Source organism: Pseudomonas avellanae BPIC 631 (assembly GCF_000444135.1).
Lineage (GTDB): Bacteria > Pseudomonadota > Gammaproteobacteria > Pseudomonadales > Pseudomonadaceae > Aquipseudomonas > Aquipseudomonas avellanae.
In genome coordinates, this window is the sequence record NZ_ATDK01000339.1 from 1 (window position 1) to 15,463 (window position 15,463).

Genomic DNA, 15,463 nt, shown 5'->3' on the forward strand with positions numbered 1-15,463 from the left:
TACAGATGCCCTATCGAAATGATGACGGAAATGATGTCCAAGCATCATGAGAGTCCATCCCTAACTCAATAGCCGGGTGTTGCACTCAGCCTCTGAAACCGCCCTTTTAAAAAAACCGTTGATTGATATAAAAGATCCAGACGCACTGCTGACCATTCGCAACGTTTTGAACGGCAAGACGGGCCTTTCGCCCGGCGTGCTCAAAAATGACGCATTCAAAGCAACGTTCGAACGCGCAGCGGCCAACATCAAGCAAGGAATGGACGAAGAAATCAATAGCGTTAGCCGCCGAGCGCAGTCAATTCTTGATAACGTGACGCGCGTGCCGGGCGCCAGTTATTCCCAATTTCAAAGTGCGTTAGATCAAAACCGACGAACTCATGCAGCGACCATCGAAACACTGAAGGATATTGATAGAGTAGTGGCCGAGCATAGGCGACTGGAGACATCCTGGAATTCACTTATTCATCGTGAGGCAGGCATGGGGCGGTTGGTAGACAGCATCCGCGCTGAACTGAATCGCCGCTAGCAGAGTGCCCAGACATTTAAGAGTCAGGTTCCAGGCCTCACTTCTGCTGCTGCGCCAACAACCGCTCCAGCCTTGCCTCCAGCCGACGTTTGATTTCGGTCTCGATATGCGGTGCAAAGTCATCAATCACGTCTTGCATGATCAACTGCGCGGCGGCACGCAGTTCGGTGTCCAGGTGCAGCAGCGCATCGGGGTTGGGCAGCGCTTGAGCCTGCTGAACCTGTTGCACCTGCTCGACCGGCGCATCAGGCTCACCAGCCGTCAATGTCGGGATATCGTCTTCGTCGAAATTTTCCGGGTGTTCCGACTCAGGCCGGCTGCCAACCACATCGAACAGCAGGGGAATCTGGCCCTCGCGGCGGACGGTGTCGGTCAGTAACGGAGGTTGTGCGGAGTCATCGCCAAGCAACTGGCGGATCGATTCCAGATCGTCCAGCAAATGCGCGGATCCAGCTTTTTTTGAAGTGTCCATCGTGTCCTCAAAGACGCTGCAGTCGGTGATCTTGCGGAGGATAGCCCTGTTCGCGGTAGGAACGGAAACTCTCGCGTGCGGCAAGTCGTATGGCCGGGTCTTCGACAACCACTTCCGCCACGCGGGCGAAACGTGTGAAAAAGGCCGGAATGCTCAGGTCGAGGTTGACCAGCAGGTCCTGATGCGTGCCCGAGTCATCGCCCAGGCCCAGCACCACGGGTGCATCGTGATCGCTCTCGGCATCGCCGTGGGGCAGAAACACTTCGCCACGGAAACGCCAGAGCCGTGCGTCAAGGTCTTCACGCTGCGCTGCATCGCTGCAGTGCAGATAGACCTTGTGGCCCAGGCGCCAGGCCTTTTCCGTGAGTTTGCAGGCAAAGTCCAGGCGCGCCGCAGGGTCGGCGCTGGGCAGAATGTAGAAGTCGACTTGGGTCATACAGGTTCCAGAACCAATGGCGTATCGACCGTGAAGCCGACACGCCAGGGTTTCTTTTTTATACGCCGGCGCGGTCGAGCAGATACTGGGTCAGCAGCGGGACCGGACGCCCGGTGGCGCCTTTGTCCTTGCCGCCGCTCAGCCATGCAGTGCCGGCGATGTCCAGGTGGGCCCATTCATACGCCTTGGTGAAGCGCGACAGGAAGCAGGCTGCGGTGATAGTGCCGCCTTTCGGGCCGCCGATGTTGGCGATGTCGGCGAACGGGCTGTCGAGTTGCTCCTGGTACTCATCGAACAACGGCAACTGCCAGGCGCGGTCATCAGCCAGCTTGCCCGCATCGAGCAACTGATTGATCAGCGCGTCGTTGTTGCCCAGCAGGCCGGAGGTATGGCCGCCCAAGGCGACGACGCAGGCGCCGGTCAGGGTCGCGATATCGATCACGGCCTGTGGCTTGAAACGTTCGGCGTAGGTCAGTGCATCGCACAGCACCAGACGGCCTTCGGCGTCGGTGTTGAGGATTTCGACCGTCTGGCCACTCATGGTGGTGACGATATCGCCCGGGCGCGTCGCGGTGCCGCTCGGCATGTTCTCGGCGCAGGCCAGAATGCACACCACATTGATCGGCAGTTTCAGTTCGAGTACGGCGCGCAGTGTGCCGAACACGCTGGCAGCACCACACATGTCGAATTTCATCTCGTCCATGCCCGAGGCAGGCTTGATGCTGATGCCGCCGGTATCGAACGTGATGCCTTTACCGACCAGCACAAATGGCTTGTCGCCTTTCTTGGCGCCCTGATAGTTCATGACGATCAGGCGCGGTGGCTGGGCGCTGCCCTGTGCCACGGCAAGGAAAGAACCCATGCCCAGTTCGGCAAGTTTCTTCTCGTCGTGAATCTCTACTTTCAGGTTTTTGTGTGCCTTGCCCAGCGCCTTGGCTTCTTCGCCCAGGTAGGTCGGGTGGCAGATGTTCGGCGGCAGGTTGCCGAGGTCACGGGTCAATGCCATGCCGGTGGCGATGGCCTGCGCGTGCGTGGCAGCGCGCTCGACATCGGCCACGCTGACCTTGTCGGTCAGCAGGGTGATTTTCTTCAGGGGGCGGACTTCGGCTTTCTGGGTCTTGAAGCGGTCGAAGACGTATTCGCCATCTGCCAGGGCTTCTACAAACAGACGAGCCTTGCCGTACGTGTCACGATTTTTCACGGACAGGTCATCAAGTGCAATCACCGCATCGCTGCCGCCCAGGCCTTTGAGGCTGGACAGCACGCTACCGGCGATTTTCTTCAGTTGGCGGTCCGACAGCTCGCCGTCCTTGCCGATGCCGACCAGCAACACGCGCTCGGCCTTGATGTTTTGCAGGTTGGTCAACAGCAGGGTCTGGCCGGACTTGCCCGCCAGGTCGCCGCGCTCGAGGACGGCCGAGATGGCGCCGCCGCTCTTGATGTCGACCAACTGGGCTGCGCCGATCAACACACGGCTTTCATTGATGGTGACGACCAGTGTTGCGGTTTTCAAGGTTTCTGGGCTTACGCGTTTAACAACCAATTCCATGTGGGGTCCCCGAATAGACGATGAGAGTCGCAATATGAATGATGAACGCGGCATGGCCTGGATGTATTCAGGGACGATGCACGCGGTAAGCCTTGCAGTTTGACCCCGCTGCACGACTGCTGACAACCCCGCAGAGCGGCCTGCTTCGCCTCTATGTGAGAACTATCCCCGGTGCGCAGTGACAGAAACGCACAATCACAGGATAATGCCGCATATTTTTTGATGCCCACGCCGTTTGCCGGCGTGAATCTCTGGTTGCCGTAGCTCACAATTTTCCCTGTTTGGCTGCCTGAGCCTGACAACTCTGGAGTGTCTGGTTTGATTGTCTTCCGTTATCTGTCCCGAGAAGTGCTGCTTACCCTGAGTGCGGTCAGCGCCGTGCTGCTGGTGTTCATCATGAGCGGGCGCTTCATCAAGTACCTGGCGCAGGCTGCGTCCGGCGCGCTCGATCCTGGCGTGCTGTTCCTGATCATGGGCTTTCGCCTGCCGGGTTTTTTGCAGGTGATCCTGCCGCTGGGTCTGTTCCTCGGCATCCTCATGGCGTACGGGCGCCTGTATCTGGAAAGTGAAATGACCGTGCTGGCCGCGACCGGCATGAGCCAGCAGCGTCTGCTCGCTATCACCATGGGCCCGGCAGCGTTGGTCGGGTTGCTGGTCGCCTGGCTGAGTTTCAGCCTGGCCCCGCAGGGCGCTGCGCAGTTTTCGCAGCTGATCAACCAGCAGGACGCCATGACCGAGTTCGACACGCTGGTGCCGGGACGTTTCCAGGCATTGCGTGACGGCACGCGTATCACCTACACCAAAGAGCTGTCGGAAGATCGCTCGCAGCTGGCTGGCGTGTTCATCTCTGAAAAGCGCATGTCCAACGACAAGAGCAAGGACAACGGCATTACCGTACTGGTGGCCGAGAAGGGGCACCAGGAGGTCCAGCCCAATGGCACTCGCTTCCTGATCCTCGAAAACGGCTACCGCTACGATGGCAATCCGGGTGCCGCTGACTACCGCGTGGTCAAGTACGACACGTATGGGGCGGCGTTGCCCAAGCCGGAAATCAGCGAAGAAATCACCGACCGCGAAGCCATTCCGACCAGCGAGCTGTTCGGCAACCCGGCACCGCGTTCCGTTGCTGAATTGCAGTGGCGCATTTCGCTGCCGCTGTCGGTGTTCATCGTCACCTTGATGGCCATCCCGCTGTCAAGGGTCAATCCTCGTCAGGGCCGCTATCTGAAACTGCTGCCGGCGATCCTTCTGTACATGTCTTACCTGGCCATCCTGATCTCGGTGCGCAGTTCGCTTGAGAAAGGCAAGCTGCCCCTCAGCCTCGGCATGTGGTGGGTGCATGGTATTTATCTGGGCATCGGTCTGGTGCTGTTTTACTGGGAACCTCTGCGTCTGAAGATGGCGAGTCGTCGCAGCGTCACGGAGGTGACTCGTGGTCAAGCTTGATCGTTACATCGGTAAAAGCGTATTTCTGGCGATTCTTGCGGTATTGGGGATCATTCTGGGGCTGGTTTCGCTGTTCGCCTTCATCGACGAGATGGGCGATATCAATGATACCTACACGCTCCTGGATGCCCTCAGTTACGTGATGATGACCGCGCCGCGGCGCGTTTACGATACGCTGCCGATGGCCGCACTGATCGGCTGCCTGATCGGGCTGGGCACGCTGGCCAGCAGCAGCGAACTGACCATCATGCGCGCCGCGGGTGTGTCCATCGGGCGCATCGTCTGGGCGGTCATGAAGCCCATGCTGCTGTTGATGGTGGCCGGTGTGCTGGTCGGCGAATACGTGGCGCCTTACGCCGAGAACCAGGCGCAGGCGGCTCGCTCGCTGGCCCAGGGCTCGGGTGATGCACAAAGTGCCCGGCATGGTCTGTGGCACCGTCAGGGCGACGAGTTCATTCATATCAACACCGTGCAGCCCAATGGGTTGATGCTGGGTGTGACGCGCTATCGTTTCGACGACCAGCGCCACATGCTGACCTCAAGCTTCGCCAAAGAGGCTCACTTCAAGACTGATTACTGGGAATTGAAGGACGTCAGCACCACGCATTTCAAGGAAGGCCGCACGGAAGTCGTCAATGCGCCGGACGAGCGTTGGGATGTATCACTGAGCCCGCAGCTGCTAAGCACGGTGATCATGCCGCCCGAGTCGCTGTCGATCAGCGGCTTGTGGAGCTACGCGCATTACCTGGCTGATCAGGGGCTGAGCAACGGCCGCTACTGGCTGGCGTTCTGGACCAAGGTATTGCAACCGGCCGTCACGGTGGCGCTGGTGCTGATGGCCATCTCGTTCATCTTCGGTCCGTTGCGCTCGGTGACGTTGGGGCAGCGCGTGTTTACGGGGGTTGTGGTCGGCTTCACCTTCCGCATCATCCAGGACCTGCTGGGCCCGTCGAGCCTGCTGTTTGGCTTCCCGCCGTTGCTGGCGGTGCTGATACCTGCAGCAGCCTGTGCGTTTGCAGGGTTGTATCTGTTACGCCGCGCCGGATAGCGCTCTGTAGTAACACTGAAAAAGCCGACATCGAGTCGGCTTTTTCATGGGCGACTGCTTCCAGGCAAAAAGCCCCGACTCTCACGAGCCGGGGCTTTTGTATAGTCATGCTGCGTAGCGCTTATGCTTCGGCTTGCACTTCGTCAGCCTGCAGACCCTTCTGACCCTGCACGGCGATGAAGGTTACCTTCTGGCCTTCTTTCAGGCTCTTGAAGCCATTGCCTTGAATGGCGCGGAAGTGCACGAACAGGTCCGGACCGCTCTCGGGAGTGATAAAACCAAAACCTTTTTCGTCGTTGAACCACTTTACGGTACCGCTCTGACGTCCAGACATTTTCTTATTTCCTTTGACGCTTGAATTAATGACAGCCTCTTTCTCATGAAAGAGTACTGGGCTGGTTGCAGGAAGTAAGAAACGTAGAGCGGGTTGTAGCAAACCTAGAGCTACTGGCCTGGTCCAGATTCAGCGACCTATGCAAACACAGTTCAGAAACTCTACGCCAACTCTCGTGACAAATACAAGCCCCTTGCATCGCCCCTGTTTCCGGGGCTTTAGCGGTATATAGGGCGTGTTCCCGCGTGGGGCGCGGTGTTCAAGCGTTCATAACATTTTGCACTTTAGAGGTGCATTTTTTGCATATGGAACAGGGTGTTCCCCTATCGAAACATCATCGGGGAACAGTGCCCGCACCTGCACCGGTTATTGCTGTTTTTTTGACGCCGCTATTTAGCCGCTCATTAGCCACGGAAGTAACGTTGCGCAACGAAAGGCATTTTGGTAACAAGCATGGGCACTTTCTTGCCGCGCACCATTGCCCAGACAGGTGTATCGAGCGCGGTGTAATCGCTGTGCAGATAACCCATCGCCAGCGGGCCGCCGAGGCTTGGGCCGAAACCGCCGCTGCACACCGTACCGATGACAAAGTCCTGGTCATTGACGATCTGCGTGCCTTCACGTACCGGCGTACGCTCCTGAGGCAGCAGGCCTACACGCTTTTTGTCCACGCCGTTACCTTGCTGTGCGAAAACAGACTCGGCTCCCGGAAAACCACCGGCACGCGCACCGTCGGCCCGACGTACCCTCGAAATGGCCCACAGCAGGCTGGCCTGAATCGGCGAGGTTTGCGTGTCCATGTCATGACCGTACAGGCAGAGCCCGGCTTCCAGGCGCAGCGAGTCCCGTGCGCCGAGGCCGATCGGGGCCACTTCGGGCTCTTCCAGCAGGCGGCGCGCCAGGGCTTCTGACTGTTCGGCCGGTACCGAGATCTCGTAACCGTCTTCGCCGGTATAGCCCGAGCGGCTGACGTAGCACTGGGCGCCCAGCAGCGTGACGCGAGTGAACTGCATGAAGGTCATGTGTGCCACTTCTGGCGCGAGGCGGGCCAGCACGGTCACCGCCGCCGGGCCTTGCAGCGCGAGCAGTGCGCGTTGTTCAAACAGCGGTTCGATCTCGCAATGCCCCGCCAGGTGCTTGCGCAGGTGGGCCAGGTCCTGATCCTTGCAGGCAGCGTTGACCACCAGCATCAGCTCATCGTTGCCGAGATTGGCAACCATCAGGTCGTCGAGAATGCCGCCGGTTTCGTTGGTGAACATCGCATAGCGCTGCATGCCGACCGGCAGATCGATGATGTCCACGGGCACCAGGGTTTCCAGTGCCTTGGCGGCATCGGCACCGCTCAGGCGGATCTGGCCCATGTGCGAAACATCGAACAGCCCGGCCTGAGCGCGGGTGTGCAGGTGTTCTTTCATCACGCCAGCCGGGTATTGCACCGGCATGTCGTAACCGGCAAAGGGCACCATCTTCGCGCCGAGTTCGCGGTGAAGGGCGTGCAGTGGGGTCTTCAGCAGGGTTTCTGTGGACATGTTCAATTCCTTGTTGGCGAGCGAGCCATGCGCCTGCGCCGTCAGTAAGGGCGCAGGCAGGCAACGGGCGATCAGGCTTCCTGATAGCTCTCGATGGAAGGGCAGGCGCAGACCAGATTGCGGTCACCGAATACGTTGTCAACGCGTCCGACCGGCGGCCAGTACTTGTTCTCGATCAGCGAATCGACCGGGTACACCGCCTGTTCGCGGCTGTAAGGATGGCTCCACTGGCCGACGATTTCCGCAGCGGTATGCGGGGCGTTTTTCAACGGGTTGTCGTCTTTGTCCAGGGTGCCGTCTTCGACTGCGCGGATTTCTTCGCGGATCTTGATCATGGCGTCGCAGAAACGGTCCAGCTCTTCTCGGGATTCACTTTCGGTCGGCTCGATCATCAACGTTCCAGCGACCGGGAACGACATGGTCGGGGCATGGAAGCCGAAGTCGATCAGGCGTTTGGCCACGTCATCGACGCTGATGCCGCTGCTGTCCTTGATCGGGCGCAGGTCAAGGATACATTCGTGCGCAACCAGCCCGTTGCTGCCGGTGTACAGCACCGGGTAGTGCTCTTCCAGACGACGCGAAATGTAGTTGGCGTTGAGGATCGCCAATTGCGAAGCGCGTTTCAGGCCTTCGCCACCCATCATGCGGATGTACATCCAGGTGATCGGCAGGATGCTGGCGCTTCCGAACGGCGCTGCGCAGACCGCGCCTTCCTTGCGTTCCATGCGTGCGTGGCCCGGCATGAACGGTGCGAGGTGCGATTTCACGCCAATCGGACCCACGCCCGGCCCGCCTCCGCCGTGAGGAATGCAGAAGGTCTTGTGCAGGTTGAGGTGCGACACGTCGCCGCCGAACTTGCCCGGAGCGCAAAGGCCGACCATCGCGTTCATGTTGGCGCCGTCTATGTAGACCTGGCCGCCGTTGTCATGAACGATGCCGCAGATTTCGCGAATGCCTTCTTCGAACACGCCGTGGGTCGAAGGGTAGGTGATCATGATCGCCGCAAGCTGCTCGCGATGCTGAAGTGCCTTGGCGCGCAAGTCTTCGATGTCGACGTTGCCGCGCGCATCGCAGGCTGTCACCACCACGCGCATGCCGGCCATATTGGCGGTCGCCGGGTTGGTGCCGTGAGCCGACGAGGGGATCAGGCAGATGTCGCGATGTTCATCGCCACGGCTCTGGTGGTAGGCGCGAATGGCCAGCAGGCCGGCATATTCACCCTGCGAACCGGCGTTGGGTTGCAGCGAAATGGCGTCATAGCCGGTGGCTGCGCAGAGCATGGCCTCCAGCTCGTCGGTCAGTTGCTGGTAACCGGCGCTTTGCTCGGCGGGGGCGAACGGGTGCAGGTTGCCGAACTCGGCCCAGGTTACCGGGATCATTTCGCTGGCTGCATTGAGCTTCATGGTGCACGAACCGAGCGGGATCATTGTGCGGTCCAGCGCAAGGTCCTTGTCGGCCAGTTTGCGCAGGTAGCGCATCAGCTCGGTTTCCGAGTGATAGCGATTGAACACCGGGTGGCTGAGGATCGCTGACTGGCGCAGCAAGGCAGCGGGCAGGCGCGAATGGACGCTGGCCGCCAATGCGGCGAAGTCCGGCAGAGTCTGGCCAGTGCTGGCGAAGATTTTCCAGAGCGCTTCGACGGCTGACTGCGCGGTGGTTTCGTCGAGTGACAGGCCCAGACGCTGGTCGTCGATTTCGCGCAGGTTGATGTGGCGGGCGCGGGCGGCGGCGTGCAGTGCGGCGGTTTTGCTACCGGTAACCAGCGTCAGGCTGTCGAAAAAGAACGCTTGTTCGGCTTTCAGGCCCAGTTGGCTCAAGCCTTCGGCAAGGATCGCGGTCAACTGGTGAACGCGGTTGGCGATCTGCGTCAGGCCTCGCGGGCCGTGATACACGGCGTACATGCTGGCGATGTTGGCCAGCAGCACTTGCGCGGTGCAGATGTTGCTGGTGGCCTTCTCGCGACGAATGTGTTGTTCGCGGGTCTGCATGGCAAGGCGCAGGGCCTGTTTGCCGTGGCGATCCACCGACACGCCGACCAGACGGCCCGGCATGTCACGCTTGAACGCATCGCGCGTCGAGAAATAGGCCGCGTGCGGGCCACCGAAGCCCAGCGGTACGCCAAAGCGTTGCGCGCTGCCGATGGCCACGTCAGCACCGAATTCACCCGGCGGGGTCAGCAGGGTCAGGGCCAGCAGGTCGGCGGCGACGGCCACCAGTGCGTTCGCACTGTGAAAGCGTTCGACCAGTTCGCGGTAGTCGAATACGTCGCCATTACTGGCCGGGTATTGCAGCAGTGCGCCAAAGTAGTCGCTGACATCGCCCAGCTCGGTTTCATCGGCCACCACAACGGTGATGCCCAGCGGTTCGGCGCGGGTGCGCAGCACATCGAGTGTCTGCGGGTGGCAGTGGCTGGAGGCGAAGAACTGCTGGCTGCCTTTGTTCTTGCTCAGGCGCTTGCAGAATGTCATCGCTTCGGCGGCAGCAGTGGCTTCGTCGAGCAGCGAGGCATTGGCAATCGGCAGGCCGGTCAGGTCGCTGATCAGGGTCTGGAAATTGAGCAGCGACTCCAGACGGCCTTGGGAAATCTCTGGCTGGTAGGGCGTGTAGGCGGTGTACCAAGCCGGGTTTTCCAGCAGGTTGCGCAGGATCGGGGCGGGTGTGTGGGTGTTGTAGTAACCCTGGCCGATGTAGGTCTTGAACAGCTGGTTCTTGCTGGCGATGGCCTTGATGGATGCCAGGGCGTCGGCTTCACTCTGCCCGGCAGGCAGGTTCAGCACGCTGGTGCCCTTGATGCTCTCCGGGATCACGCTGTCGCTCAGCGCTTCAATGGAGTCGAAACCCAGGGTTTGCAGCATGGCCTGCTCGTCAGCGGCACGCGGGCCAATGTGGCGGGCAATGAATTCGTTGGCGGTGGTCAGTTCAATGCGGTCAGTCATGGTTCGCTCCTCAGGCTTGGGCGTTGGCTTTGATCAGGCGGTCGTAGGCGTCCTGATCCAGCAGGCCGTGGATGGCGTCGGCGTCTTGCGGGATGAAGCGAAAGAACCAGCCAGCGCCAAGGGCGTCTTCGTTGACCCGTTCCGGGGTGGCATCAAGGATAGAGTTGACCTCGACAACCTTACCGTCCAGCGGCATGTTGATGCTGCTGGCGGCTTTGACCGATTCAACCACTGACACTTCGGCGTGTTGAGTGTAGGCCTGTAATTCCGGGAGCTGCACAAAGACCACGTCCCCCAGCGACTCCTGGGCGTAAGGCGTGATGCCGACCGTGACACTGCCGTCTGCTTCGGCACGTAGCCACTCGTGGTCAACGGTGAATCGCAACTCGCTCATACAAACTCCTCGGATGATGGGGTGCGCGCAGGGCGCAAAACACGATGGGTCTGACATAGCAATTTTGCGGCCATCTTTTATTTGTTGTTTTAAATCAGGCAGTTAGGTTTTTAAGCGGAAATTTGGGGGATTTGAGCTGTAGCGAAATCGCTACGGTGGCAGGCGCTGGAAAATGCTTGCGGGATCAAGGCCTTGAAACGAGAGGAATGACGCGAGTTGTAATGAAATCATTACGCTGGAACGATTTCGTTTCGGGTGGCGAGGCAAAGGTCGGCAATATCACCGACCCGTAATGTGGAGCCTTTATCCGAACTGTTGTTCCGGTGTACTTAAAAACGTTTCAAGCTCTGCCAGCGGCAGCGGCTTGCTGATCAGGTAACCCTGAATCTGATCGCATTGATTGTCCCGCAAAAACGCCAGTTGCTCAGGCGTTTCCACGCCTTCGGCTATGACCTTCAGGCCCAGGCTGTGCGCCAGTTCGATGATTGCTCGGGCAATCGCCGCGTCTTGTGGGTTGCTGGTCACTTCGCGAATGAAAGCGATGTCGATTTTAAGCTTGTCGATAGGGAATCGGCGCAGGTACGCCAGACTTGAATAGCCGGTGCCGAAATCGTCGATGGAGATACTGACCCCGTTGGCCCTCAGGGTTTCCAGGGTCGCGATGGTGTGAGAAGTGTTTTCCATCAATGAGCTTTCGGTCAGTTCGACCTCCAGCCACTGCGGGGCGACCCGATGATTGGTCAGCGCCTGACGGATGTCGGCGACCAGGCTGCTGTTGGAAATCTGCTGGCCAGAGACGTTGACCGCCACCTGAAACAGCCCCAGCCCCGAGCGTTGCCAGTGTGCAATCTGGGCGCAGACACGATCGACCACCCAGTTGCCGACTTCGCCGATCAGGCCCAGGCTTTCCAGCACCGGAACGAACACCGCAGGCGATACGCCTTGCTGGCCTGGGCGCGGCCAGCGCAGCAAGGCTTCCAGCCCGCATATCCGGCCGGTGACGAGGTTGAGCTTGGGCTGGTAGACGATCTCGAACGCTTGTTTTTCCACCGCGTCGCGCAAGGCGGCTTCGAGGTCCAGGCGCGCCGAAACGTCTGCGTTCATTTGCGCGGTATAAAACCGATAGGTGTCCGGGCCGATCTTTTTCGCACTGTTCATAGCGGTGTACGCATGCCTGACCAACTCGCGTGCGTCTTCGCCGTCCTCAGGGTAAAGAGCGATGCCGATACTGGCGGTCATGACGATGCTTTGACCTTCGACCATAAAAGGCACCCGTAAGGCTTTGCGAATGCGCTCCAGTGTCTGGCGGGTATCGGGCTGGCCTACGCGGATCATCAGAATCAACGCAAACTGATCACCGTCCACGCGCCCCAGGGTGTCGCTGGCATTGATGCATTCCGACAGGCGATGGCTGACTTCCAGCAGCACCTGGTCGCCGAGCACATGGCCCCAGGTTTCGTTGATGTTCTTGAAACCGTCGAGGTTGACCGTCAACGTCGCCAGTTTCCAGCGGCTGACGGCCGCCTGAGTCAGGCCCATCTGCAGGCTGGTAAAAAACAGGTCACGGTTGGGCAGGCCGGTCAGCGTGTCGTAATGGGCCATGGTCAGCAGGCGCTGATCGCTTTCCTTGCGCTGGGTGATGTCGCGCACGATACCGACAATGACCCAGTCCTCGCCGGTCCGATAGGCCTGGCGATGAATTTCGACCTCAACGTCACGACCGCTCTTGTCGCGAATCTGGGTTTCGAGGGGTTCGCTGGGGCCTTTGCCGGCAATGATCTGGTCATACACCACTTCCAGATTTTCCATGGACGTCTCGCCCAGCTCGGCGGGGGTCTTGTGCGCCAGTTCCTCAGCGGTGTAGCCCAGCAACTGGCAGGCCCTGCGGTTGAATTCGATCAGGCTCATGGTGTTGCGGTTGATCAGGAAGATCGCGTCTTCGGAAGCATCCATCACTGTGCGAAATCGCTCCAGGTCGATGGTGCGTTGCTGCAATTGGTCTTCGAGGATCATGCTGTGGCTTTTCAGGTAATCGCCAAACGCCTTGAGGCGCAGCAGGTTGCGCACGCGCAGCCACAGTTCGGCGCTCTCCACGGGTTTGCTGAGGTATTCCTCGGCACCGGCCTCCAGCCCGGACAAGCGCGCACCCTGCTCGTCGAGCGCCGAAAGCATGATGATCGGAATGTTGGCGGTGCCTTTTCCGGCCTTGAGCACGCTGGCTACTTCGTAGCCATCCATGCCGGGCATCATGATGTCCAGCAGAATAAGGTCCGGTGCCCGCTCATCGACCATGGCCAGCGCCTGTTCGCCAGACTCCGCAGTCAGCGTCTCGTAACCCTGATTTTGCAGCAGGACTTCAAGCAGGTCCCGGACATGGACATCATCATCGACAATCAGGATGGTTGCGGCAGGCTGGGTCATGACGAATGCTCAGTTGATTGGCCGTTGAGGCGGACTGTTTTCCAACAGGGTGTCGATGACCCGGTAAAGCTCCTGATAGCGCAGGGGCTTGATGATGTAGGCGTTACAGCCTGCCCGCCGGATTTTTTCTTCGTCTTCTTTCATGGCCATAGCGGTGAGTGCGACGACCGGTATTGCGGCGGTTTGTGCATCGTTCTTGAGCAGCGACGTGGCGCTCAGGCCATCCATTTTCGGCAACTGGATGTCCATCAGAATCAGGTCGGGCTGACGCTCGCGGGCCATTTTCAGGCCTGTTTCCGCATCTGATGCGCAGAGCACGCCGTAACCTGCGCTGTTGAGCAGCAATTCAGCCAGGCGCATGTTGGCGGCGTTGTCTTCGATAATCAGGATCTGGGCCATTGCGCCTCCTCGGTGACAGGGGCGCGAATGGGCAGCCAGACCACGAAGCGTGCGCCCAGGTCCTTGACGCTGGCGACGGCCACGCAGCCGCCGTGCAGCTCAGTCAGTTGCTTGACCATCGCCAGCCCCAGCCCGGTGCCCTCGAATTTACGCGCCAGGCTACTGTCGATCTGGCTGAACGCCTTGAACAGCTTGTTCATGTCGCTTTGCGCGATGCCGATTCCGGTGTCGCTGACACTCACTTGCAGAAAATGCTCATAGTCACCGGGTGGCAGCGGGAAGCTGTGTACTGGCCAGTCGCCGTCCAGAATGCCCACCTGTGCACGCGACACCTGACGCACTGCGAGAGTTACCCAGCCGCCGGGTTCGCTGAACTTCACCGCATTGGCCAGCAGGTTGTAGACAATCTGCTTGGTCTTGCGCCGATCCAGTTCAAGCACGCCGAAGTCGGCCTCGGTTTCCAGCTTCAACTGGATGCGCTGCAGTGCGGCCTGCTCGCGGACGATCAGCAGGCTGTTGCTTAACAGCTCGTCCAGATCGACGGCCTCAAGCTCCAGCTGCATCATTCCGGCTTCGACCTTGGACAGGTCGAGGATGTCATTGATCAACGACAGCAGGTGCTGGCCGCTGTTGAAAATGTCACCGATGTACCGGCGCTGGGCATCGGTCATGTCACCGACCATGCCGTCTTTGAGCGCCTCCGAAAAGCCGATGACGGCATTGAGCGGGGTGCGCAGCTCGTGGGACATGGTGGCGAGAAATTCGGACTTCATGTGGCTGGCGTGTTCCAGCTCGATGTTTTTCTCTTCCAGCGTGCGCTCGAAACGTTTGCGCTCAGTCACGTCCCTGGCCGCGGCGAACACACCCTTGAGCTTGCGGTCGCGATCATGAAAGGTTGCCGCGTTGTAGGAAACCACGGTTTCGGTGCCGTCGTAGGCACGCACGGTAAGCTCGTAGTCGCTGACCTTGTGTTCACTGAGCACCCGCTTGATCGCGGCGTCGGCACTTGCGGGGTCGGTGAAGAAGTTCTTGCAGGGCGCACCGATCAGTTCGTCGCGGGTTCGCCCGGTCAGCGCCATCATCTGTTTGTTGACGTCGGAGATGATGCCTTGCGGGTCGGTCATCATCAGCGCATCGATGTTCGATTCGATCAGTGAGCGGGTGTAGAACTGTTGATCCCGCAGCCGCTGGTCCAGCAACGCCTGGGTTTCTTCCTCTTGCTTGCGTGCAGTGTTGTCGGTGCCGATCAGCAGGTAACCGATGATGGTTTCGGCACTGTCACGCAACGAAGTCACCGACACCATCGCCGACAGGCGGCTGCCATCCTTGCGGATGTAGGTCAGTTCGTAGATATCTTCAATGCCGCGCGAGGCCTTGAATACCAAGGCTTCAAAACCTGGTGTGATTGGCGTGTTCAGCTCGTGGCTCAACGCCGCTGCACGGATGATCAGCTCGGCCGGGTCGGAAATATCTGCAGGGGTGATCTTGTCGACCACGTCCTCCGAGTGATACCCGAGCATGCGCTCGGCACCGACGTTGAAAATCTGGATAACGCCGTGTTCATCCGTGGCGATGCTGGAAAAATAGGCGCTGTTGAAAATAGCGTCCTGAAGGGCCCCGGTCTTGAGCAGGGTTTTCTGCCGACGAGATTCTACAATTTTTTCGGCGCGTGATTGCGTCTCGGTGGTGGGTTGGTCGACTGGCGGGTTTAGCATTGGACTTCCCGGTACTACGTGACCCTGTTTGCCATAACGGCCGTAACGCACACTTACGGACACCCATTCAAATGGGTGATAAGAGGTTTGTGGACCATACCAGAACGTTATCGGTTAACTGGTTATTAAATTAACCTTTTAAAATATATTTCGACCGCAGGTTTCAATCCACTAGGGTCTGTTCCCGTTTCACATTGGTAGCCACAGAAAAGCGCAGGCCATTGCTATGACGCTTTCATAGTTTCTCTTGAGTTT

At 59.3% G+C, this 15,463-nt stretch carries 12 protein-coding genes and 1 pseudogene; 3 read left to right on the forward strand and 10 right to left on the reverse strand.

Features of this window, described 5'->3' with window-relative positions:
- Window positions 1-121 precede the first annotated feature (121 nt).
- Window positions 122-529: pseudogene (locus tag DW49_RS0120690) on the forward strand (RHS repeat-associated core domain-containing protein); the annotation flags it as partial.
- A gap of 37 nt (window positions 530-566) precedes the next feature.
- Here the strand turns inward: DW49_RS0120690 and DW49_RS0120695 are convergent.
- The 3 genes from DW49_RS0120695 to DW49_RS0120705 are packed head-to-tail and all read right to left on the reverse strand — an operon-like array spanning window position 567 to window position 2,986.
- Window positions 567-1,001, reverse strand: coding sequence for a hypothetical protein (locus DW49_RS0120695; RefSeq protein ID WP_005615443.1), 435 nt, complete (start codon window positions 999-1,001; stop codon window positions 567-569).
- A 7-nt stretch (window positions 1,002-1,008) separates the two neighbouring features.
- Complete coding sequence (locus DW49_RS0120700) at window positions 1,009-1,437, reverse strand: DNA polymerase III subunit chi (RefSeq protein WP_003375978.1); 429 nt, start codon at window positions 1,435-1,437, stop codon at window positions 1,009-1,011.
- 58 nt (window positions 1,438-1,495) lie between these two features.
- Window positions 1,496-2,986, reverse strand: coding sequence for a leucyl aminopeptidase (locus DW49_RS0120705; protein WP_005615446.1), 1,491 nt, complete (start codon window positions 2,984-2,986; stop codon window positions 1,496-1,498).
- Between the two features lie 318 nt (window positions 2,987-3,304).
- Between DW49_RS0120705 and lptF the strand changes: the two genes are divergently transcribed.
- Both lptF and lptG read left to right on the forward strand, forming a co-directional pair.
- Window positions 3,305-4,432, forward strand: a complete 1,128-nt coding sequence (lptF, locus tag DW49_RS0120710; protein ID WP_005615448.1) for an LPS export ABC transporter permease LptF — start codon at window positions 3,305-3,307, stop codon at window positions 4,430-4,432.
- Complete coding sequence (gene lptG / locus DW49_RS0120715; RefSeq protein WP_003375969.1) at window positions 4,419-5,480, forward strand: LPS export ABC transporter permease LptG; 1,062 nt, start codon at window positions 4,419-4,421, stop codon at window positions 5,478-5,480. The genes lptF and lptG overlap by 14 nt, the downstream gene beginning before the upstream one ends.
- Window positions 5,481-5,601: 121 nt before the next feature.
- Here lptG and DW49_RS0120720 read toward each other — a convergent pair whose 3' ends face one another.
- The 7 genes from DW49_RS0120720 to DW49_RS0120750 form a co-directional block, all read right to left on the reverse strand.
- Window positions 5,602-5,814 carry a cold-shock protein gene (locus DW49_RS0120720; RefSeq protein ID WP_024420053.1) on the reverse strand — a complete coding sequence of 71 codons (213 nt, stop codon included), beginning with the start codon at window positions 5,812-5,814 and terminating at the stop codon, window positions 5,602-5,604.
- A gap of 404 nt (window positions 5,815-6,218) precedes the next feature.
- Window positions 6,219-7,343 carry a glycine cleavage system aminomethyltransferase GcvT gene (gene gcvT, locus DW49_RS0120725; protein ID WP_005615450.1) on the reverse strand — a complete coding sequence of 375 codons (1,125 nt, stop codon included), beginning with the start codon at window positions 7,341-7,343 and terminating at the stop codon, window positions 6,219-6,221.
- A gap of 71 nt (window positions 7,344-7,414) precedes the next feature.
- Window positions 7,415-10,279, reverse strand: coding sequence for an aminomethyl-transferring glycine dehydrogenase (gene gcvP / locus DW49_RS0120730; RefSeq protein ID WP_005615452.1), 2,865 nt, complete (start codon window positions 10,277-10,279; stop codon window positions 7,415-7,417).
- A 10-nt stretch (window positions 10,280-10,289) separates the two neighbouring features.
- The gene (gene gcvH, locus DW49_RS0120735; protein ID WP_005615454.1) at window positions 10,290-10,673 is read right to left on the reverse strand and encodes a glycine cleavage system protein GcvH; all 384 of its coding nucleotides are present in this window, start codon (window positions 10,671-10,673) and stop codon (window positions 10,290-10,292) included.
- Window positions 10,674-10,976: 303 nt separating this feature from the next.
- Entirely contained in the window at window positions 10,977-13,094 is a 2,118-nt protein-coding gene (locus tag DW49_RS0120740) for a putative bifunctional diguanylate cyclase/phosphodiesterase (RefSeq protein WP_005615455.1), read from the reverse strand.
- Window positions 13,095-13,103: 9 nt separating this feature from the next.
- Window positions 13,104-13,493 (reverse strand): response regulator, encoded by a 390-nt coding sequence (locus tag DW49_RS0120745; protein WP_005615457.1) that lies wholly within the window; start codon window positions 13,491-13,493, stop codon window positions 13,104-13,106.
- On the reverse strand, window positions 13,478-15,208 hold the full coding sequence (locus tag DW49_RS0120750) for a PAS domain-containing sensor histidine kinase (RefSeq protein ID WP_005615459.1): 1,731 nt from the start codon (window positions 15,206-15,208) through the stop codon (window positions 13,478-13,480). Before DW49_RS0120750 ends, DW49_RS0120745 begins: the two co-directional genes overlap by 16 nt.
- Between the last annotated feature and the right edge of the window lie 255 nt (window positions 15,209-15,463).

What these genes read in the sequence shown, in the direction of transcription:
- DW49_RS0120695 (WP_005615443.1), bottom strand. Translation starts at nt 1,001, where the DNA reads ATGGACACTTCAAAAAAAGCTGGATCCGCGCATTTGCTGGACGATCTG.
- gcvT (WP_005615450.1), bottom strand. Translation starts at nt 7,343, where the DNA reads ATGTCCACAGAAACCCTGCTGAAGACCCCACTGCACGCCCTTCACCGC.
- DW49_RS0120740 (WP_005615455.1), bottom strand. Translation starts at nt 13,094, where the DNA reads ATGACCCAGCCTGCCGCAACCATCCTGATTGTCGATGATGATGTCCAT.
- DW49_RS0120750 (WP_005615459.1), bottom strand. Translation starts at nt 15,208, where the DNA reads ATGCTAAACCCGCCAGTCGACCAACCCACCACCGAGACGCAATCACGC.
- DW49_RS0120705 (WP_005615446.1), bottom strand. Translation starts at nt 2,986, where the DNA reads ATGGAATTGGTTGTTAAACGCGTAAGCCCAGAAACCTTGAAAACCGCA.
- DW49_RS0120700 (WP_003375978.1), bottom strand. Translation starts at nt 1,437, where the DNA reads ATGACCCAAGTCGACTTCTACATTCTGCCCAGCGCCGACCCTGCGGCG.
- DW49_RS0120745 (WP_005615457.1), bottom strand. Translation starts at nt 13,493, where the DNA reads ATGGCCCAGATCCTGATTATCGAAGACAACGCCGCCAACATGCGCCTG.
- gcvH (WP_005615454.1), bottom strand. Translation starts at nt 10,673, where the DNA reads ATGAGCGAGTTGCGATTCACCGTTGACCACGAGTGGCTACGTGCCGAA.
- gcvP (WP_005615452.1), bottom strand. Translation starts at nt 10,279, where the DNA reads ATGACTGACCGCATTGAACTGACCACCGCCAACGAATTCATTGCCCGC.
- DW49_RS0120720 (WP_024420053.1), bottom strand. Translation starts at nt 5,814, where the DNA reads ATGTCTGGACGTCAGAGCGGTACCGTAAAGTGGTTCAACGACGAAAAA.